The sequence below is a fragment of the Escherichia sp. WS3063 genome, from assembly GCF_046486595.1.
Taxonomy (GTDB): domain Bacteria; phylum Pseudomonadota; class Gammaproteobacteria; order Enterobacterales; family Enterobacteriaceae; genus Escherichia; species Escherichia coli.
The window spans coordinates 16,649-37,295 of sequence record NZ_JBJQKY010000014.1; the positions used below are offsets into that span (position 1 = coordinate 16,649).

Consider the following 20,647-nt stretch of genomic DNA (forward strand, 5'->3'; position numbering starts at 1 on the left):
AATACTATTGAATAATTGATTTTGCTAAATCGTTTAGCCGTGCTCTTTTTTTCATAGTATTAAAAAAATATGTGCCATCAAAATATATTTTTTCTTTATAGAGTATTTTTGCTGAATCTATAGTCTGATCCTGTTTTTTTTCTACAATATATAACATTACCGATTCATCATCATTTTCTGTCGAAATGGTATGATTAGAGAAATAAAACAGGATTTTATTATAAGGACTGCCTTTCTTTCTATTAACATAATACAGGCTCTTATCATAAAGTTCTGTACCGGATGTTATAAATGATTCTGAGTTTTTATCTATATTTTCTTTGATTTTTCCGTTTACTCTACAACCGTAAAGATCCTGAGCATTTGCGATGTAGACAAATGATAACGGTAAATTATATAAGTTAATCGCTCTATACTGGTGTCCATCACAAGCGTTGAAATCCTCAAGCATTTGAGCTAAAACGGAATCAGAAAAATTGATGCCTATATGTGATTCAATTGAGTATATAAGTAGATCGAAATAATTTTTAACAGCATCTTTTATTTCATTATTTGATTTATTATTAATATCTCTTTTGATTTTTGCATCAAGATTTGTTGGGTTTGCAAGTGAGCAATCATCATAACCTTGTTGAGAATATGATGCGATACCCATTACATCATGTTTAACATGCTTAGCATATAAAGTTTTTGATTCCGTCTGATTATTTATTCTATTAACCAAAAGGACCGGATTGTGACATCTTGGGCATAAAGCGTATGCTTTAGTTTCTCCATTAACCTTTTGAATATAGGGATAATGTCTATGCGTTTTTTTATAAAATTTATCTAAAGTCAAATAAACTGCATTATCAGGATCAGTGATGAGACTAAAAATATTCATAATTACCTCTTATGATTAATCGTTGCCTATCATGCATTGTAAACGTTGGAGGATATAGATAAAAGAAGTTTTAGAATAATGTGTATCATTTGATAACTTAATTACTGATGATTTTGGATTAGGTGAATCACTAATTATTGTGCATATGACTTAATATTTTAAATTAAGGATAATTACAAGGGATATTTTCGGTTGTAGATTTAGGATTAACATCCTATTGTAATATCTAATACTTTATTAATTTGACGTCATTTCTCTTTGGTGATAGTTAAATATAATATTCGATAACCAAAGGAGATAAAAAATGAATGCACAACTGGCCTATGTTTTTACTATTGATACTCATATTCTTCAGAGCAGTAATGAAAAAATTACTGAAATTTTCATTGCGAAATATAAAGACGGAATAACGTATCATTTTGGCCCTGATATAGAACGATTTCAGTCCTGCTTTGAAGCAGCGCTTTTTGCTATTGGTGAATGGCAAATAAAAGTTGATGCGATGACACGATACCATGAGGAAGATGAAGTGATGGAGTTCTTTAGGTCTATACCATCAGATGAAGCGGGAAATCTGGCGACGTCTATTTTGCTGTTCAGTGATGTTCTCGCCATGAAAGGCGTGGATGAAGTATTTGCCTATTTTTTGGGTAAGGATGATGTTGTATGAGTGATGAAAGTAAAAGATCAAGAACAGAAAAAACATTAAAGCAAAAGGTTGCTTTTGCTCAGCTTGAACTTAATCGTCTTAAGTCTCTGGAGAAATCAGAACGAAAGAAAATTGAAACAAGGCTAAAGATTATACTTGGCGCGGAAGTAGCTAAAGCTATGCATTGCGATATCGAACAGGTGGATAAAGAACTCGTTATGGGGATTTTGCTTTCAGTTCCTGACCTGAATGATATTGAAAAAATAACGTATATAAAAGCAGGCAGGAAGTTTCTGGCGCAAATGGATGGAAGACAAAAATAAAAAACTAAATTTATTTTGCTTCAGGTATTGATATCTAATTATTATCTGTTATCTATATAAAAGAACAGAACACAGGATCATCCTTTATTAATATTTTTTCCTTTTCAATCATGCGTTCTGTTTGACCAGTAATCTGTTAATTTTTATCTTTATGTAGTGAACGTCATTATTACTTTTTTATCAGATATGATAAATATCCCATGAGGAAGTAGTAATGACAGTAGTAGTGATAACAAATGTTGTTTTTAAATCTCCCGGAAGGCAAAGAGAAATCTTTGCCTTTTTTAATTCATCCGTCTGTCAGATAGAGTTAAATATATCTTGCTCTTTCTATTGCCAGATATGAGAGAAGCGTTATAACAGGAGTTATCATTAAAACAAAAAAGGAGATAATAATGGTTTTATTAAATAACAAAAGAAAAAGCAAGAAAGGTTTCTCACTACTCGAACTATTACTTGTTTTGGGCATCATTGCTGCATTAGTGGTAGCGGCTTTTATCGTTTATCCCAAGGTTCAGGCTTCACAAAGAGCGCAGGCAGAATCCAATAACATTGCCACCATACAGGCAGGTGTTAAAGCATTATACACGTCGGCATCAAGCTTTACTGGCCTGACAAATACTGTGGCTGTTCAGGCAAAAATCTTCCCTGACAATATGTTAAGTGGGTCAGGAACGGCAGCTAAACCCATTAATGCCTTTAAAGGTAATGTGACGCTGGCTGCTACAGCTACAGGACCATCATCAGCGGCTGGCTCTTCTTTCACTATCACATACGATAATGTGCCAGCAGCGGAATGTGTGAAGATTGCGACAGCGGCAGCAGGTAATTTCTACATTACCACGGTTGGAACCAAGGTTGTTAAAGCCGCAGGAGGAACACTCGATGTGGCAGCTACGGCAGCAGCATGTACGAATGCCACAAGTAATACATTAGTTTTCACGTCTATTTAATGAAGAGGGCGTAAGCCCTTTTCTTTCTTATTGCCAAAACAGGGAGATAATTATGATAAAGAATAAAGGATTTACCTTACTGGAAGTCAGTATTGTTTTAGGTATTGGAACGCTTATCGCTTTTATGAAGTTTCAGGATATGCGAAACAATCAGGAAGCGGTATTAGCAGATAATGTTGGAACACAGATTAAACAGCTTGGTGAAGCGGTTAACCGCTATATCAGTATTCGATATGACAAGATTTCCACACTGTCATCATCCAACAATCAAAGTAGCGATCCGGGGCCAAGAACATGTTCGGCTGCTGGTTGTGAAATCACTTACCAGACGTTAATTAATGAAGGTCTGTTGCCTGTAGGCTATACAGGAACTAACGCGCAAAAAGCATCCTATAAGATTGTGTTAAAGCGTTCAGGAACAGCGCCTGATTATGTCATTAACGGCCTTATAACAACCGCCAGCCCGTGGGAAGAAGGTGGTCGTATTCGTTATGACCTGTTAGGTAAAGCGGTTCAGGCGGCAGGTGTTGATGGTGGGATGAGCAGAAACACCAAGATAGCTTCCGGCTATGGTGGTCAGTGGAGTGAGAACTCTAACAGCTACAGCAATATTACGGGTGGTGGATTGCTGGCTTACCGCGTGGGGTATAACTCTTCAATGTATTCTGTTTATCTGCGCCGTGATGGAACGTTGCCGATGACGGGTGATCTGAATCTTGGTGGTAAGAGCATCAAAAACATCAAAGATATGACGGCATCAGGGACAACAACAACCGGAGCACTGAAAACCACGGGTAATGCGTCTGTTGCATCAGATCTGACTGTGGGTGGAACATCTACCCTTAATGGTCCTGTAAATATCAACAACAACCTGAAGGTAAAATCCGATACTTATCTGAATACGCTTTCAACAACAGGTCTGGCGAGATTTGGTAGTCGTATTGCCACGAACGGACTTAATCCAAACGATCTGCCAGCTGGCTGGGCTGGCGGTGTTCGCACCTATGACTTGTATGCGTCAGGGACTGTTGGTGTAGGAACCGGTAAAACAGTTAAAGCTTACATGAACAATGCGGGTAATATTTATGCGTCAGGTAATCTTACCGCCGGAACGATAAAATCCAATGGAACAATTGAATCAACTGGCAGGATCAAAGCAGGTGAATATCTCCATTTAAATGGTCAGGCAACGTTAAATGCGAAATGTACGCCTAATGGTCTGGTGGGGCGAGACAGTACAGGCCGAGTGTTATCGTGTGTCAGTGGTAAATGGCAGACAGCAAGTGGTGATGGCCTGAAAGGTATTTTTATAACAATAACCGATCAAGTATCTGGATATAAGTGTGTAATACCGAATAGTGATACAGGGACATGTGCCTGTCCGGGGTCAACGTATAGCCCTCAGTTTGGTTATATATCTGGAACTTTAATCGCTGAATATGATGAACAACGTTGTAGTGGTAGTAAGAACGAGCACTGTTATAGTAATTTCAGAAGGTTATATGCATGTAAATAAAAGTAGTATACAGAATTGATTTTGTATTAATTATTTGAATCAAAAATGCACGACATAGTAAGAATTAAATGTGTTGTGCATTTTGATTTCAACAGCCTACTTTAACCGAAAAGAGGAGTTGAACGATGATCTGACGATTTCTTTACAGTTTCTGTGCTATATCCCAGATAAAACCAAATGGGTCTTTCACACGGGCTTTTAAATCACCCCAGAACATTTCAGCAGGTTCATTTAGAACAGTCGAGCCAGCTTCAACCATTTCATTTACCAGAGTGATCATATCATCTACATACATATAAAAAATAAAGGGAGGCATAGCTCCCGAAGTATTTGGGCTTTTCAGGTCGGAATCCCATCCTTCCTTATTTATGGTGAAGTTTGTGCCACGGTAACGGATACGAGCAAATAATACATCACCACCATCACCCTCAAGTTCAGAAATTACCACCATCTTCATTACTTCAGTGTAAAAATTAATAGCTGCTTTTACATCAGGGACATTTAGTGCTGTTGTCAACCATGTCAGCCCCATACCTTCCCAAGGATGTGGGCGATTTTCTACGTTATTGAACCAGTCCAGTTTACTCGTTTCATTTTTCTCCTTAAAAACAGCATATTCATGTGAAACGTTTCTGTCGTATATTACTCTAAATTGATAAATCTTATACAATCATTAAGAATTTATGGTGTCAGTTCATAAAGGGCGGGGACTATTTGTAGCTAATTAGAACTTCTAAGAAACACAAAACCCCGTCCATTCATCCATCAACGCCACCCGCTTAGGCCATAATGTCCCACGTTGATACGCAGCCTCTGCCTTATCTGCCAACTGGTGAGCTAACGCATGTTCAATTACCTCACGCGGATAGTTGGTCGTTTCACCAGCCCAATCACGGAATGTCGATCTAAACCCATGCTGTGTTAAATCGGTGTATCCCATTCGCTTTAGGACTGCCAGCAAAGCCGTATCCGAGAGTTGTCCCTTTCGGGTGGCAGGGAATACAAAATTTATACCCTTAAAGCGTGGTAAAGCTTTTAACAAGGCAACAGCAGCATCAGACAGAGGAACTCGATGCTCCTTTGCTGCTTTCATTCGACTGGCGGGTATGGTCCACGTTTTACCTTCAAGATCGATCTCTGACCACTCGGCACCACGAATTTCACCTGAGCGTGCAGCGGTCAGTATGGCAAACTCAAGCGCACGAGGCGAAACGCCGCTTCGTTCACGCAGTTCTTTCATAAAGGAGCCGATCTGGCTATAGGGAAGAGCGGCATGGTGTTTGGTGATCTGAACTTTACTTGGCTGAGGCAACAGAGGTTTCAGCATACCTTTCCATGCGGCAGGATTATCACCTTCAAAGTATTCTTTGGCCTTAGCGTAATCAATCACTGTTTCAATGCGTCCACGTAGACGGCTGGCGGTTTCATTCTTGGTTAACCAGATAGGTTCGAGTATTGCCAGAAGATCTACTTTGGTGATTTCACTAACGGCCTTTTTGCCAATGAAAGGGTAGGCATAGGTTTCCAGTGTGGAACGCCATTGAGCAAGATGTTTTTTATTCTTCATCTCACTGTCTTTGACTTCCAGCACTTCTTCACAACATTCAGCAAAGGTCTTTTTCTTCCGGGCCAGTATTTCCTGCCGGGCTTTTTGCTCGTGTTTTTCCTGAAGGGGATTAATACCATTACGGATTTGTTTACGTAGCTCACGCGCTTTGTCACGCGCTTCGGCTAAGGAGACTTCCGGGTAGGGGCCAAGCCCCATATTCAAACGTCTTGGAACTGTTCTACCGAGATTGTTGATTCGGGTTCCCATAGCCACGCAAAGAACCCATGCACGGGACTGATTTCGGATGCGAAGGTATAAACCATCCACACCACCAACGGCATACATGCCTTCGGATTTTAATCGTGATACGACGAGTCCTGAGAGTTCCTTGGCCTTCTTTGGCATAGCAAAATCCTGTCATACAACCCGCCATACATACGGTACTGCATAAAATAGCTGATTGTTTGCACAGTAGCAATACACTACCGAACAAAAAAATAATGACAATATTTTGTTTTTAAAGGAAAAATAGCACTTAGGTGGGCATTGTCGAACACTAAAAATTTAGACCCTCTCTCCGCCACTTTATCAATGACTTATCTCCCGACTTCCCGCCTTGCTTTTCCTAAACAGAACAATCGTAGAATATTCTTGAAGGGGTAGATCGTCACTGTTTTCTGTTCGATACTGTGACATTCAGCACTTGATTCGCTATGGATCTGACAGGAAGGTTTCGAGCGAAAATCTGCAATTATTCAGTCGTTTTCTTATCGGTCACCATTATTCTTTTAGACATTGATCCTACAAAGCTGCCGCAAAGTTGGTGGTGGGAACTGAAGTTGCGTAGAGAAGGGGCCAATAATTGAGCAAAAAAAGGAGCGCGGCCGTCAGATTAAAGCCGCGGGACAAAGTCCATAATTTCCAAGAGTTGTTGAATTTCCCAGCTTTTTTGAAAGCCCTTGTATCATACTAACAAGTAAAAAAGGTTTAAATACCAAAATTAACCTATATTTATGGTTAGCTTTACCATGACAGATGACTTGCTCCTGGAGACATTGGCGCAGCCAGTCTGTATTGGTGAGTTGTATATTTATTGTTCGCCGTTTTCTCAGTTTTTTTCTGCAGACATAATAAAAAAGACACGTCTCAAGCATGAGCGTGTCTGAGTTTGTCTTATTTATTTGTCTTGGTAAATTATTGTCGTTACTACCAGGCACTGTTCTGTTAAATAATTGAAGTCAGCGCAAAAAAATCAATGAGACATCATCTCCTCGACTACTTCTTCGCTACTCAACTGATAGGGATAATACGTTGGCCAGTTTTCCATTTCATTCAATAAAGATTGCTGGGAATCATTACCCATAAAAATGTGAAAATGAGATGATTTTCGTGGTGCAATTATATGATCGCTAAATTGAATATATTTAGGGGCTTTGCTTTCAGGATCTTTACATTCGAATAAGTAACGAACGCCTTTCTTGCCTGATTTATAGGTGAGTATTTTGTATCCATCGTAATCATATTTGCAGGATGTTGTTTCATTATTTCTATGGAATTCAACAATGCCGTCCTCAATGCCAATCATCTCGATATCTGTCGCATAACCTTTGTGATAATAATCTTTAATTTCAGCAAATGTTTTAGTTTTATCTGCATCCGCTTTCTTCTGAAAGACGGGGTCAAGTTTGCCACTTTGCAGTAAAGGATAAACGGATTGCCAGACTCCATCCCAGTCACTGAGCGTTCGATTTTGTACATTGGCATCATCAAAAACACCATTAGCAGCTTTTTGTTCGATCTCTGTTAAAGGTTTGCCGTGTGAGTGATGACCATGCGAAAAGGCAGGAGCGCTGACAATAAAGACACCAAAAGCAACAGCCAGTTTATGAAGACGAATCGCCAAAACAGTTTCCTCCAGAGTTAATGTACATGATGTGTAATGTTATATTGTAACATATGAAAAAATGCAACAACTCATTAGGAAATGAGAGCATGGTATTCTCAGGTGTATTGAACTATCTTATTGAAATAAAATAAATTATTCTGGTGATGAAAGGTTGATGACAAACGAAACATAACCTGATGCGATCTGTGTGGGCCGGATAGGGCGCTCGCGCCGCATCCGGCCGGGATAACGCGAAGTTTGTCGGCAATATGAAGTTATAGAGATAATTTGTTGTGGGCCTGCTTGCGTAACCGGTTGAAAAGGGAAAGCAACTTCTTATACCGTAAGGCTAAAAGCAGTACAGCCAGCCCAGCGTAGATGAGTGGCTGCGGTGAAATAATCTTCACTGACCACAGATAATGTATTGGGGCCAGGATCGCGACAAGATAGACGAAGTTATGCAACTGTTGCCAGTGTTTGCCGAGTTTTCGCTGCATCGCCTGGGTTGAAGTGAACGCTAACGCAAGCAAAATTACCCAGCTGATAATACCTAACGTTAAATAAGGCCGGGTAATTAACTCCTTACCTAATAACGCCAGATTATTCACGCCCAGCTCCAGCAATGCGTAACTGGTTAAATGCAGTGTCGCCCAGGCAAAGCACCATAATCCTAACAGGCGGCGAGTGCGTATCAATAACGGCTGTTTTGCGTAGCGTGCCAGAGGTGTGATTAACAAGGTCGCCAGCAAAAATTTCAGTGCAGTGCGACCGGTAAAATGCTGAATATCTTTCACCGGATCGGCACCCAGTCCACCGTGATTAATCGCCCAGACCAGCCAGAGAAACGGCAACAATCCGGCAAGATGCAGGCAAACTTTCAGCCATGTCACCTGTTTTGCTGTCAGACGCATTTAGAAATTCTCCCGCAAATCCAGGCCACGATACAGCGATGCCACCTGCTCGGCGTAACCATTAAACAGTAGCGTTGGCTGGCGCTGTACATCGAGGATGCCGCCTGAACCAATAAATCGTTCGGTAGCCTGTGACCAGCGCGGGTGATCAACATGCGGATTAACGTTGGCGTAAAAACCGTATTCGTCAGGCGCTGCCAGATTCCAGGTGGTTGGCGGACGCTCGCGGGTCAGCTTAATACTGACTATCGATTTAATCCCTTTAAAGCCATATTTCCACGGCACAATCAGTCGCACCGGCGCGCCATTTTGTGGCGGTAACGCCTTGCCATAAACACCCACGGTCATCAGTGTGAGCGGATGCATTGCTTCGTCGAGACGCAATCCTTCGACATAAGGATATTTCAGCCCGCCGCCGATAAAGCGGTCCTGCTGGCCTGGCATCTGTTCCGGTGCATAAATTGTTTCGAAAGCGACATACTTCGCATTGCTGGTGGGTTCGGCAAGCGCCAGCAATTTGTGCAGCGGAAAACCAATCCACGGCACCACCATCGACCATGCTTCTACGCAGCGCATACGATAAATACGCTCTTCCAGCGGGAAGCGACGGGTTAAATCATCATGATCGAGGGTCAATGGTTTTGCCACTTCGCCGCTGATTTTCAGTGTCCATGGATCGGTTTTCAGGCTACCAGCATTAGCGGCGGGATCGGCTTTATCCAGCCCGAATTCATAGAAGTTGTTATAACCGGAAACTTTATCTGCTGGCGTCAGTGGCAGGTTATTTTGCCAGGCTGCAGGCTTGCTGAACTCCAGCGCTTTTCCGGCGGGGGCGGGTGGGCGATCGTTCCCTTTAAACCAGCTAAGCAGATCGGCATGCGCAGCGTGAGGCAAAGAAAGTGCAGCCGCGCTGATGCCCAGTGCTTTTAACACCTGCCGACGCTTCATAAAGAATACCGACTCGGCCGTAACATCTGATTCTTTTAAAAATTGATTCTTTTTCATAAGCCATCACACTTTTTTGTCTTTAGCCAGCAAGAGCCGTTTATTGTTAATCTGTCAGGGAGTGTCCTCCCTAACAGTAGCAGAGATCTGCTTTTACATATTTATGCATTAACTGCCACGATAGGTTGAATACCCATATTGGCTGAGTAACAAAGGCACATGATAATGCTCGTTCACTTTATTAATATGAAATTCAACGGGGATCTCAGGGAAGAAACTTTCAAGATTTTGTTTCTTGAAATAGTCCCCGGTTTTAAATACGACACGGTAATCGCCAGTAGTCGCAGTTTGCTCGGGCCACAGTGCCTTAATTCGTCCATCCTTATCTGTTTTGGCGGTATTAAGTTGTAACCAGCCGTTATCCGCTTTCTTTTCAAGAGTGACTGTCACGTCGGCAGCGGGTTTTCCTGTTTGCTGGTTCAAAATGTGCACGCTAAGAATGTTTTGTTGTGCGGCATAAACCAAAGAAGGTAATGAAAATGCAGCCGTTACTACGGAGAGTACTAAATAACGCTTTAACATGTTTATATCCTTGTCATGTGAATGAGTTTTGAGGATAGCGAAAAAACGTCCAGGGTAACCTTACAGCAGCATTACAATTTTGTAATGAACCAGGCTGTTTCTATAACATATGATTTATGGCATATTATTTTCATGAAGATTCTACTTATTGAAGATAATCAAAGGACCCAGGAATGGGTAACGCAGGGGCTTTCCGAAGCGGGTTATGTCATTGATGCCGTTTCAGATGGCAGAGATGGGCTTTATCTTGCGCTGAAGGATGATTATGCATTGATCATTCTGGATATTATGCTTCCGGGTATGGATGGCTGGCAGATCTTACAAACGTTAAGAACAGCAAAGCAAACCCCTGTTATTTGCCTTACTGCAAGGGATTCTGTCGATGACAGAGTCAGAGGGCTGGACAGTGGAGCAAATGATTATCTGGTAAAACCTTTTTCATTTTCTGAGTTGCTGGCAAGGGTTCGGGCACAATTAAGGCAACATCACGCTCTGAATTCATCATTAGAAATCAGCGGCTTAAGAATGGACTCTGTTAGTCAAAGTGTGAGCAGGGACAATATCAGTATTACACTGACGCGCAAGGAGTTTCAGTTACTTTGGCTACTGGCCTCCAGAGCTGGCGAGATTATCCCCAGAACGGTTATTGCGAGTGAAATTTGGGGAATCAACTTTGATAGTGATACCAATACGGTGGACGTCGCCATTCGCAGGCTCCGCGCAAAAGTTGATGATCCTTTTCCTGAAAAGCTAATCGCCACAATCCGGGGGATGGGCTATTCATTCGTAGCGGTAAAAAAATAATGAAAAGATTATCTATAACCGTCCGTTTAACCTTGCTTTTTATATTGCTGCTGTCTGTTGCTGGCGCTGGAATTGTCTGGACTCTCTATAATGGCCTGGCAAGTGAGTTGAAATGGCGCGATGATACAACACTCATTAACCGGACAGCGCAGATCAAGCAGTTGTTAATTGATGGGGTAAATCCAGATACGTTACCTGTGTACTTTAACCGGATGATGGATGTTAGTCAGGATATCTTGATCATTCATGGTGATGGCATCAATAAAATTGTTAACCGGACAAATGTCAGTGATGGCATGTTAAATAACATACCTGCTAGTGAGACAATTAGCGCAGCTGGCATTTACAGAAGCATTATTAATGACACAGAGATAGATGCTTTACGAATTAATATTGATGAAGTTTCGCCATCATTAACGGTTACTGTGGCTAAATTGGCTTCAGCCAGACATAACATGCTTGAACAGTATAAAATTAATAGCATTATAATTTGCATTGTCGCCATTATACTGTGCTCAGTATTAAGTCCGTTGTTAATCAGAACGGGGTTACGAGAGATCAAAAAGTTGAGTGGTGTAACGGAAGCGCTGAATTATAACGATAGCCGAGAGCCTGTTGAGGTTAGCGCATTACCGAGAGAACTAAAACCTCTTGGGCAGGCGTTGAATAAAATGCACCAAGCTTTAGTCAAAGATTTTGAGCGTCTAAGTCAGTTTGCTGACGATCTCGCTCATGAACTTAGAACGCCAATTAATGCATTACTGGGTCATAATCAGGTTACGCTCAGTCAAACCAGAAGTATCGCTGAATATCAAAAAACAATTGCCGGAAACATTGAAGAGCTGGAAAATATTTCGCGGTTAACAGAGAACATACTGTTTCTTGCCAGGGCAGATAAAAATAATGTTTTGGTGAAACTGGACTCGCTTTCTCTCAATAATGAAGTCGAAAATTTGTTGGACTATCTTGAATACCTTTCAGACGAGAAAGAGATTTGCTTTAAGGTCGAGTGCAATCAGCACATCTTTGCGGATAAAATTTTACTACAACGAATGTTATCGAATCTTATTGTTAACGCTATTCGATATTCGCCAGAAAAATCGCGTATTCAGATAACCAGTTTTCTTGATACCAACGGTTCTCTTAATATTGATATCGCCAGTCCTGGAACGAAAATTCATGAGCCTGAAAAACTCTTCCGTAGATTTTGGCGGGGAGATAATTCGCGTCATTCCGTAGGTCAGGGACTTGGTCTTTCTTTAGTCAAAGCGATTGCCGAATTGCATGGGGGAAGTGCTACGTATCACTATCTCAATAAGCATAATGTGTTCCGGATTACGTTACCGCAAAGAAATTAACATCGGGCTTCAGTACGCCATAAATTAACCGTGAAAAAACGCAGCCACGTCGTGAGTATTAACGTGGCTGCGATTGATTATACGCTTACATTACAATGTAACAGGGATTAACCCGCGTAAGCTGCCAGCATTTCCTGCGCCGCCAGTTTACCCAACGCATTCGCTGCGAAAGGACTGTCGCCGGTGAGAACTTTACGGTCCTTATGTACTCGCCCGGTGATGTCGTCATTAATGATGTTCATGCCCATTTTCTTCAGCTCTTCGCCGAAGTACCAGGTGAGATGACCCGGCATATAGCCTATCTCTGGCGTTTGTTTGTCTGCGGCGTCTGGGAATGCGCAAATAGAATAACCATTCAGTGGGTTATCGCCGTGGCGAAGCGCCAGAAAAGCCGCCGGGCCGTGGCAAAGGGAGATAACAAAACGGTCATTTTTGATTGCCCACTGTAAAGCGGCAGCCACGTCCTGGCTTTCAGGTAAACCAATAAGTGCGCCATGACCACCAGGAACAAAGATTGCTGCATATTCGCTGTCTGCGTTGAGGCTGGCGACAACATCCGCGAGTTTCTTCGGATTACGGAACAACGATTTATGCTGCTCAAAGAATGGCATTACTTTTTCATCTTTGTGTGGCATAGCCCAGTATTCAAACTTGGTCATCAGACCGGAAATCGTCGCCACTTCGAATTCGAAACCTGCAGCATGGAGATGATACAACGGCAGCAACGTTTCAATCGGATGGTTACCGGTCGAAAAAAGTTTGCCGTTATCGGTCGGCAAATAACGTTCGTCCGCGGCGATCACCAGAATTTTATGTTTACCGCGATACGGTTTTGGGTAGTCCACGCCATCAAGATCAGAGACGGGACTGGTATATTGGCTAAGCGAATATTCTGAAGGGAAGAAGGCATTATCTTCAGCAATATCGACCTGCGGATTTTTACTTATTTGAACAGTCATAGTGTATTCCTTGTTGTTGCTTAGTTAGGGTAGTCACTATATTTGCGACTGAGCTGGTCGCTATTTTTAACCAGGCTGGAAAATTGAGTCAATATATCGAAAGCGGTAGTCGGCGGGTGTAAGTATGTAATGATGATGCTGCACTGGTGTTGAATATTATTCACGCCAAATTTTCCTTATTGAACAACGTCGTCGCAAGTGGCCTCAATGATTTTAGACCATTATCAGAGGTACGGGGCGGCAGGGAGAGATTTAGTGCTGTGGAATATTGTGGTGCTGATGAATATTTATATCCCGGATTGGTAGAGAAAAAGCTTTTTCCATGCACTTTTTTTGCAAATATTTCTGTATGGGAGGCGGTTTTGTTGCAGATTAATTCATAAAGAAATGCATTTGGGTGTTGGCTGGAAGAGTCGCGGGTAGATGTTATTGTGCCAGCAGGGGCAGGGTAAGGTACTGTATCGATATGCTTTGGCAATTGCATGTGCCGCAGAGGGAGATGAAATGCCAATAAAAAAGCCTGAGTTCGATGAGGGACGAACTCAGGCTAGTGTTAAGTTTTACAGTAACACGCCGCGGCGCGTTGGCTGATTAGAACTGGTAGACGATACCAACTGCAAACTGGTCATCAGTTGCGGCATCGGTAATCGCTGCATCGTCTTTATCCAGCAGGTTAAATTTGTATGCTGTGTAGACGTTCATGTTCTTATTGAAGTAGTACCAGGTACCAACTTCGATATAATTTACGCGGTCAGCATCAACACCTTTATGTCCATCACGAGCATAAAGATCTTTGCCTTTGGAATATACGTAGCCTAAAGACGGACGTAAACCGAAGTCGAACTGATACTGTACAACAGCTTCAAAGTTTTGGGTTTTATTTGCAAAATGATCATTAGCCAAAACGGTCATGTTGCGGGTTTCACCGTACATCATTGCTGCATAGATATTATTTGCATCATACTTGGCTGCTAATGACCACACTTCAGCGTTATCACCGTAGCCGTCACCAGCTTGTTCATTAGTACGATCAGATTTGCTATATGCACCTACAAAACCAAAACCTTCGATGTTGTAGTCTACAGACAACGCATAGCCATCACCGTTTTGTTTAGTAACGCCACGATTGCTGTTCTTACCTTGATATTGCACAGCAAAATTCAGACCATCAACCAGACCAAAGAAATCAGAGTTACGGTAGGTTGCAACACCGTTGGTACGACCGTTCATGAAGTTGTCAGCGGACGCCCAGGAATCACCACCCCATTCAACTAACATATCGGTATAAGCTGCGGCATCATAAGCAACACCGTAGTTACGACCATAGTCGAAAGATCCTAACTCGTTATATTTCAAACCTGCGAAGGTTAAACGGGTTTTTTCCTGATTAGAGCCTTCGGGCTTGCTGGCGTCGAGGTTGTATTCAAACTGACCAAAACCAGTCAGTTCGCTGGTGATTTGGGTTTCACCTTTAACACCGAAACGAGCATAGGAGGTATCTTCGTTTTCGCTGTTATTATCATCAGTATTTGACCAGATGCGTTCGCCAACCATCTTGCCGTAGAAATCAACTTTATTGCCATCTTTATTATAAATTTCAGCCGCATTTGCTGCGCCAGCAACTAATAACGCCGGGACCAGCATTGCCAGAACTTTTCTTTTCATTATGTATTCCCTTGTGATTATAATCTTCATGAATATATCAATAAGTGCCGTTATCCAAAAAAAAGCACATTTGGATACTATTCTATGAAGTTCATTTTATTTTAAAGATTACATGTAACAAATGTATTTAAAAGATTTCAAAATGTTTCTAATCTATTTGATATAATTCAGAATTATGAATTCTAAATATAAATATTCATGAAAATTATAAATGTATATCAATATGTTATGAGTTGAGCGGAAACATGGGGGGTATCAATGATTGTTGCGCCAAACGGCTGGTGTGATCACGCGCACATTAATGAAGGCATAAAAAAAGCCGGCATCATGCCGGCCCAAAAAATATAAACAAGACGATAAAAGGCTAATAACGGAGGCATCATGACACAGAAAAATAAAAAGGTATAATTGTAATCAGTGCTAATATATTGATTGAATGAATTAATAAAGCCGATATCAAAGATAAATAAAATCGCTCAAAACGATTTTTCCTGTATTCACTGCCATTGCGCAAAAATTATCTATTTGTTCAAAAAATGATTGAGTCTTGACTGGCTCATCCAATGTGGAAAAATGTGACTTTTATCACATAATAGTTCTAAGTCTGAATTTTCCGGGTTATCTCAAAATGGAATACGGTTCGACAAAGATGGAAGAGAGACTCTCTCGCAGCCCTGGCGGCAAATTGGCTTTGTGGGCTTTCTATACATGGTGTGGCTATTTCGTCTGGGCAATGGCGCGATACATCTGGGTAATGAGCCGGATCCCCGATGCCCCCGTGTCGGGATTTGAAAGTGATTTAGGATCTACCGCGGGGAAGTGGTTAGGAGCATTGGTCGGCTTTTTATTTATGGCTCTGGTTGGGGCATTGTTAGGCAGCATTGCCTGGTACACCCGACCTCGTCCCGCACGTAGCAGACGCTATGAATAAAAACTGCTAAGGTTGCGACTCTTTGGCAACGGAGCGCGTATGGACTTACAACACTGGCAGGCACAGTTCGAAAACTGGTTGAAAAACCATCATCAGCACCAGGACGCGGCCCATGACGTATGTCATTTTCGCCGCGTCTGGGCTACGGCACAGAAGCTGGCGGCAGATGACGATGTCGATATGCTGGTGATTTTAACCGCCTGTTATTTTCACGATATTGTGAGCCTGGCGAAAGATCATCCACAACGGCAGCGTTCTTCAATCCTGGCGGCAGAAGAGACGCGTCGCCTGCTCCGTGAAGAGTTCGTGCAATTTCCGGCGGAGAAAATCGAGGCCGTTTGTCATGCCATTGCCGCTCACAGTTTCAGCGCGCAAATCGCCCCCTTAACAACGGAAGCTAAAATCGTCCAGGATGCGGATCGGCTGGAAGCCCTGGGGGCGATTGGCCTGGCGCGCGTGTTTGCCGTTTCAGGGGCATTGGGCGTGGCGCTGTTTGATGGTGAAGATCCGTTCGCACAGCATCGTCCGCTTGATGATAAACGCTACGCGCTGGATCATTTCCAGACTAAGTTGCTGAAGCTACCGCAAACCATGCAAACCGCAAGAGGCAAGCAGCTGGCGCAGCACAACGCGCAATTTTTAGTCGAGTTTATGGCGAAGCTCAGTGCCGAACTGGCGGGGGAGAATGAAGGTGTCGATCACAAGGTGATAGATGCGTTTTCACCCGCGGGCTGAGCGCGTGGCCCTAAATGGCTGTAATTATGTTAACCTGTCGGCCATCTCAGATGGCCGGTTAAATCTATGCAGGAAAATTTATCAGTAACCGATTCATACAGCACCGGGAATGCCGCACAGGTAATGCTGGAGAAACTGCTGCAAATTTATGATGTTAAAACGCTGGTGGCGCAGCTTAATGGTGTGGGTGAGAATCACTGGAGCGCGGCAATTTTAAAACGTGCGCTGGCGAATGACTCGGTATGGCACCGTTTAAGTGAGAAAGAGTTCGCCCATCTGCAAACGTTGTTACCCAAACCACCGGCACATCATCCGCATTATGCGTTTCGCTTTATCGATCTATTCGCCGGAATTGGCGGCATTCGTCGCGGTTTTGAATCGATTGGCGGACAGTGCGTGTTTACCAGCGAATGGAACAAACATGCGGTACGCACTTATAAAGCCAACCATTATTGCGACCCGGCGACGCATCATTTTAATGAAGATATCCGCGACATCACCCTCAGCCATAAAGAAGGCGTGAGTGATGAGGCGGCGGCGGAACATATTCGTCAACACATTCCTGAACACGATGTATTACTGGCGGGTTTTCCTTGTCAGCCATTTTCGCTGGCTGGCGTATCGAAAAAGAACTCGCTCGGGCGGGCGCACGGTTTTGCCTGCGATACCCAGGGCACGCTGTTCTTTGATGTGGTGCGCATTATCGACGCGCGTCGTCCGGCGATGTTTGTGCTCGAAAACGTCAAAAACCTGAAAAGTCACGACCAGGGTAAAACGTTCCGCATCATCATGCAGACGCTGGACGAACTGGGCTATGACGTGGCTGATGCAGAAGATAACGGGCCGGACGATCCGAAAATCATCGATGGTAAACATTTCCTGCCGCAGCACCGTGAACGCATCGTGCTGGTGGGTTTTCGTCGCGATCTGAATCTGAAAGCCGATTTTACTCTGCGTGATATCAGCAAATGTTTCCCTGCACAGCGAGTGACGCTGGCGCAGCTGCTGGACCCGATGGTTGAGGCAAAATATATCCTGACGCCGGTGCTGTGGAAGTACCTCTATCGATATGCGAAAAAACATCAGGCGCGCGGTAACGGCTTCGGTTATGGAATGGTTTATCCGAACAATCCGCAAAGCGTCACCCGTACGCTGTCTGCGCGTTATTACAAGGATGGCGCGGAAATTTTAATCGACCGCGGCTGGGATATGGCCACGGGTGAGAAAGACTTTGACGATCCGCTGAATCAGCAACATCGTCCACGTCGGTTAACGCCTCGTGAATGCGCGCGCTTAATGGGTTTTGAAGCGCCGGGAGAAGCGAAATTCCGCATTCCGGTTTCGGACACTCAGGCCTATCGCCAGTTCGGTAACTCGGTGGTCGTGCCGGTCTTTGCCGCGGTGGCAAAACTGCTTGAGCCAAAAATCAAACAGGCGGTGGCGTTGCGTCAGCAAGAGGCACAACATGGCCGACGTTCACGATAAGGCCACTCGCAGCAAAAATATGCGCGCGATTGCCACGCGTGATACGGCGATAGAGAAGCGCCTCGCCAGTCTGTTAACCGGGCAGGGCCTGGCGTTTCGCGTTCAGGACGCCAGTCTGCCCGGACGCCCGGATTTTGTCGTTGATGAATATCGCTGCGTGATATTTACCCATGGCTGCTTCTGGCATCATCATCACTGCTATCTGTTTAAAGTGCCTGCGACTCGAACCGAGTTCTGGCTGGAGAAGATAGGTAAAAATGTTGAGCGGGATCGCCGTGATATCAGTCGCTTGCAGGAGCTTGGCTGGCGCGTACTGATTGTCTGGGAGTGTGCGTTACGTGGGCGCGAGAAGCTGACGGATGCGGCGCTTACCGAGCGTCTGGAAGAGTGGATCTGCGGCGAAGGTGCCAGCGCGCAGATCGACACGCAGGGGATTCATTTACTCGCTTGATGCATCCTGAATAACTGGCGCGACAACGGGTTTGGCCGGGAAGAGATATTTTCCCAACGTGACCAGTACCACTGCGAAGACAATCACGCCGAGCGCCAGCCATTCAATCTTCGACAGCGTTTCGCCGCCCAGTCCCGTACCCAGCAAGACCGCAACCACCGGGTTAACGTAGGCGTAGCTGGTGGCGAGAGCCGGACTGACGTTGCGGATTAAATACATATAAGCGTTAATGGCGATAATCGAACCAAACAGCGCCAGATAGCCGACCGCAAGGAAGCCTGAAAGGGAAGGGAGCGCCGTCAGTTTTTCACCCGCAATCATCGACGCAATCATTAACACCACGCCAGCCGCCAGCATCTCAATCGCACCCGCCATCATCCCTACAGGTAAGGTAATGCGCGAGCCATAAACCGAGCCATAAACCGAGCCAAACGCCCAGCTAATCGAGCCGATTAAAATAAGAATCGCGCCCCACGGATTGCCGCTTAAGTTTCCACCGCTATTGAGCATGATGATTCCGGCAAGCCCAATGGCGATACCCACCCATTCCAGTTTGCGCGTTTTAATGCCAAACAGGCGGCTGAAGCACAGGGTAAAGAGGGGCACGGTTGCAACCACTACGGCGGCGATGCCGGAAGGAACATTTTGATGTTCGGCAACCGTCACCATGCCATTACCGACAGCCAGCAATAACAGGCCAATCAGCACGGCATTGAGCAGCGGACGTGGCGGGGGAAGTTTGTGTCCGCGCAGTAGCAAAAATGCCAGCAATAAAATACCGGCTGCCAGGAATCGAACGCCCGCCATCATTAATGGAGGCCAGCTTTCCACTCCAATCCGAATGACAAAATAGGTTGAGCCCCAAATGATATACAACGCAAACAGCGCGCCAAAAAGCGGTAACAACTGGCGGAAACGCATAATCCCTCACGGTGGAAATAAAAAGGTGGTTCATAGTAAACGTGAAAATCATTCTGCTGGCGAGAGATATAATTGCACTTGATTGTTAAAAAAATGTTGACCTGTGAAGCAAGTATCAGAGCTGCCGTTTTTGCTTCATACTTACACCCTTCAAAAATAAAAATGAGAGGGAATGCTTTTGGCCGGGAGTAGTTTACTGACGTTGCTCGATGATATCGCCACACTGCTGGACGATATCTCCGTGATGGGCAAACTGGCGGCGAAGAAAACCGCCGGTGTATTAGGGGATGATTTATCGCTCAATGCGCAACAAGTTTCAGGCGTGCGCGCCAACCGGGAACTTCCCGTGGTCTGGGGCGTGGCGAAAGGATCGCTGATCAATAAAGTGATTCTGGTGCCGCTGGCGCTGATCATCAGTGCGTTTATCCCGTGGGCGATTACGCCACTGTTGATGATTGGCGGCGCGTTTCTCTGCTTTGAAGGGGTAGAGAAAGTGCTGCATATGCTGGAGGCGCGTAAACATAAAGAAGATCCGGCGCAGAGTCAGCAGCGTCTGGAGAAGCTGGCGGCGCAGGATCCGCTGAAGTTTGAAAAAGACAAAATAAAAGGGGCGATTCGTACCGATTTTATTTTGTCTGCGGAAATCGTCGCCATCACGCTGGGGATTGTGGCAGAGGCACCGTTGCTTAATCAGGTGCTGGTGCTTTCAGGCATCGCGCTGGTAGTGACCGTGGGCGTCTACGGTCTGGTAGGGGTTATCGTTAAGATTGATGACCTGGGGTATTGGCTGGCGGAAAAATCCAGCGCGCTGATGCAGGCATTAGGTAAAGGGTTATTGATTATCGCGCCCTGGCTGATGAAAGCATTATCGATTGTCGGCACGCTGGCGATGTTCCTCGTCGGCGGCGGGATTGTGGTACATGGTATTGCGCCGTTGCATCACGCCATTGAACATTTCGCCGGGCAGCAAAGTGCAGTGGTGGCGATGATATTACCGACTGTTTTAAATCTGATTCTTGGATTTATCATCGGCGGCATCGTGGTGCTGGGAGTGAAAGCCGTAGCGAAAATGCGCGGTCAGGCACATTAATACTCGCACAGGCTATTATGCAAAATTCGCCATCTTCAACTAAGGTGAACAA

The 20,647-nt window shown here is 44.2% G+C and carries 21 protein-coding genes; 11 read left to right on the forward strand and 10 right to left on the reverse strand.

Annotation, left to right across the window (positions count from 1 at the left end; all coding sequences use genetic code 11):
- Window positions 1-4: 4 nt before the first annotated feature.
- Window positions 5-883, reverse strand: a complete 879-nt coding sequence (locus ACJHYW_RS14575; RefSeq protein WP_001608346.1) for a hypothetical protein — start codon at window positions 881-883, stop codon at window positions 5-7.
- 304 nt (window positions 884-1,187) lie between these two features.
- Here ACJHYW_RS14575 and ACJHYW_RS14580 point away from each other — a divergent pair, with 304 nt between their 5' ends.
- The 4 genes from ACJHYW_RS14580 to pilV all read left to right on the forward strand — a co-directional run bounded on the left by ACJHYW_RS14580 (window position 1,188) and on the right by pilV (window position 4,324).
- The gene (locus ACJHYW_RS14580) at window positions 1,188-1,553 is read left to right on the forward strand and encodes a hypothetical protein (protein ID WP_061093009.1); all 366 of its coding nucleotides are present in this window, start codon (window positions 1,188-1,190) and stop codon (window positions 1,551-1,553) included.
- The gene (locus ACJHYW_RS14585) at window positions 1,550-1,855 is read left to right on the forward strand and encodes a conjugal transfer protein TraD (protein WP_061093008.1); all 306 of its coding nucleotides are present in this window, start codon (window positions 1,550-1,552) and stop codon (window positions 1,853-1,855) included. Before ACJHYW_RS14580 ends, ACJHYW_RS14585 begins: the two co-directional genes overlap by 4 nt.
- A gap of 395 nt (window positions 1,856-2,250) precedes the next feature.
- Window positions 2,251-2,808: a type IV pilus major subunit protein BfpA gene (gene bfpA, locus ACJHYW_RS14590; protein ID WP_000243502.1), complete on the forward strand. Its 558-nt coding sequence runs from the start codon at window positions 2,251-2,253 to the stop codon at window positions 2,806-2,808.
- A gap of 52 nt (window positions 2,809-2,860) precedes the next feature.
- On the forward strand, window positions 2,861-4,324 hold the full coding sequence (gene pilV / locus ACJHYW_RS14595) for a shufflon system plasmid conjugative transfer pilus tip adhesin PilV (protein ID WP_061093007.1): 1,464 nt from the start codon (window positions 2,861-2,863) through the stop codon (window positions 4,322-4,324).
- Window positions 4,325-4,466: 142 nt separating this feature from the next.
- Here the strand turns inward: pilV and ACJHYW_RS14600 are convergent, their stop codons facing one another.
- The 6 genes from ACJHYW_RS14600 to hiuH form a co-directional block, all read right to left on the reverse strand.
- Window positions 4,467-4,994 (reverse strand): VOC family protein, encoded by a 528-nt coding sequence (locus ACJHYW_RS14600; RefSeq protein ID WP_223963366.1) that lies wholly within the window; start codon window positions 4,992-4,994, stop codon window positions 4,467-4,469.
- A gap of 63 nt (window positions 4,995-5,057) precedes the next feature.
- The gene (locus tag ACJHYW_RS14605; protein WP_061093005.1) at window positions 5,058-6,278 is read right to left on the reverse strand and encodes a tyrosine-type recombinase/integrase; all 1,221 of its coding nucleotides are present in this window, start codon (window positions 6,276-6,278) and stop codon (window positions 5,058-5,060) included.
- 847 nt (window positions 6,279-7,125) lie between these two features.
- Window positions 7,126-7,776: a metal-binding protein ZinT gene (gene zinT / locus ACJHYW_RS14610; protein ID WP_061093003.1), complete on the reverse strand. Its 651-nt coding sequence runs from the start codon at window positions 7,774-7,776 to the stop codon at window positions 7,126-7,128.
- 257 nt (window positions 7,777-8,033) lie between these two features.
- A complete protein-coding gene (gene msrQ / locus ACJHYW_RS14615) occupies window positions 8,034-8,669 on the reverse strand; it encodes a protein-methionine-sulfoxide reductase heme-binding subunit MsrQ (RefSeq protein WP_061093002.1) in 636 nt (211 codons plus the stop codon).
- The gene (msrP, locus tag ACJHYW_RS14620) at window positions 8,670-9,674 is read right to left on the reverse strand and encodes a protein-methionine-sulfoxide reductase catalytic subunit MsrP (protein WP_000740080.1); all 1,005 of its coding nucleotides are present in this window, start codon (window positions 9,672-9,674) and stop codon (window positions 8,670-8,672) included. It abuts the gene before it with no gap.
- 108 nt (window positions 9,675-9,782) lie between these two features.
- The gene (hiuH, locus tag ACJHYW_RS14625) at window positions 9,783-10,196 is read right to left on the reverse strand and encodes a hydroxyisourate hydrolase (RefSeq protein WP_000920132.1); all 414 of its coding nucleotides are present in this window, start codon (window positions 10,194-10,196) and stop codon (window positions 9,783-9,785) included.
- A gap of 132 nt (window positions 10,197-10,328) precedes the next feature.
- On the opposite strand from hiuH, the gene hprR reads away from it, so the two are divergent.
- A complete protein-coding gene (gene hprR, locus ACJHYW_RS14630; protein ID WP_001362894.1) occupies window positions 10,329-11,000 on the forward strand; it encodes a response regulator transcription factor HprR in 672 nt (223 codons plus the stop codon).
- Window positions 11,000-12,358, forward strand: coding sequence for a two-component system sensor histidine kinase HprS (gene hprS, locus ACJHYW_RS14635; RefSeq protein ID WP_061093001.1), 1,359 nt, complete (start codon window positions 11,000-11,002; stop codon window positions 12,356-12,358). The genes hprR and hprS overlap by 1 nt, the downstream gene beginning before the upstream one ends.
- Before the next feature lie 107 nt (window positions 12,359-12,465).
- On the opposite strand, the gene hchA is transcribed toward hprS, so the two are convergent.
- Window positions 12,466-13,317: a glyoxalase III HchA gene (gene hchA / locus ACJHYW_RS14640; protein WP_061093000.1), complete on the reverse strand. Its 852-nt coding sequence runs from the start codon at window positions 13,315-13,317 to the stop codon at window positions 12,466-12,468.
- Between the two features lie 591 nt (window positions 13,318-13,908).
- Window positions 13,909-14,982, reverse strand: coding sequence for a porin (locus ACJHYW_RS14645; protein WP_000824361.1), 1,074 nt, complete (start codon window positions 14,980-14,982; stop codon window positions 13,909-13,911).
- Window positions 14,983-15,631: 649 nt separating this feature from the next.
- Between ACJHYW_RS14645 and drpB the strand changes: the two genes are divergently transcribed.
- The 4 genes from drpB to vsr all read left to right on the forward strand — a co-directional run bounded on the left by drpB (window position 15,632) and on the right by vsr (window position 18,584).
- A complete protein-coding gene (gene drpB, locus ACJHYW_RS14650) occupies window positions 15,632-15,913 on the forward strand; it encodes a cell division protein DrpB (protein WP_001297704.1) in 282 nt (93 codons plus the stop codon).
- A gap of 39 nt (window positions 15,914-15,952) precedes the next feature.
- Window positions 15,953-16,648, forward strand: coding sequence for a phosphohydrolase (locus ACJHYW_RS14655; RefSeq protein ID WP_000365553.1), 696 nt, complete (start codon window positions 15,953-15,955; stop codon window positions 16,646-16,648).
- A 66-nt stretch (window positions 16,649-16,714) separates the two neighbouring features.
- Complete coding sequence (gene dcm / locus ACJHYW_RS14660) at window positions 16,715-18,133, forward strand: DNA-cytosine methyltransferase (RefSeq protein WP_061092999.1); 1,419 nt, start codon at window positions 16,715-16,717, stop codon at window positions 18,131-18,133.
- Window positions 18,114-18,584: a VSPR family DNA mismatch endonuclease gene (gene vsr / locus ACJHYW_RS14665; protein ID WP_000786002.1), complete on the forward strand. Its 471-nt coding sequence runs from the start codon at window positions 18,114-18,116 to the stop codon at window positions 18,582-18,584. The genes dcm and vsr overlap by 20 nt, the downstream gene beginning before the upstream one ends.
- Here vsr and yedA read toward each other — a convergent pair.
- Window positions 18,573-19,505, reverse strand: a complete 933-nt coding sequence (gene yedA / locus ACJHYW_RS14670) for a drug/metabolite exporter YedA (protein WP_061092998.1) — start codon at window positions 19,503-19,505, stop codon at window positions 18,573-18,575. The genes vsr and yedA overlap by 12 nt on opposite strands.
- A gap of 172 nt (window positions 19,506-19,677) precedes the next feature.
- On the opposite strand from yedA, the gene ACJHYW_RS14675 reads away from it, so the two are divergent.
- A complete protein-coding gene (locus ACJHYW_RS14675) occupies window positions 19,678-20,595 on the forward strand; it encodes a DUF808 domain-containing protein (protein ID WP_000922683.1) in 918 nt (305 codons plus the stop codon).
- The last annotated feature ends 52 nt before the right edge of the window (window positions 20,596-20,647 follow it).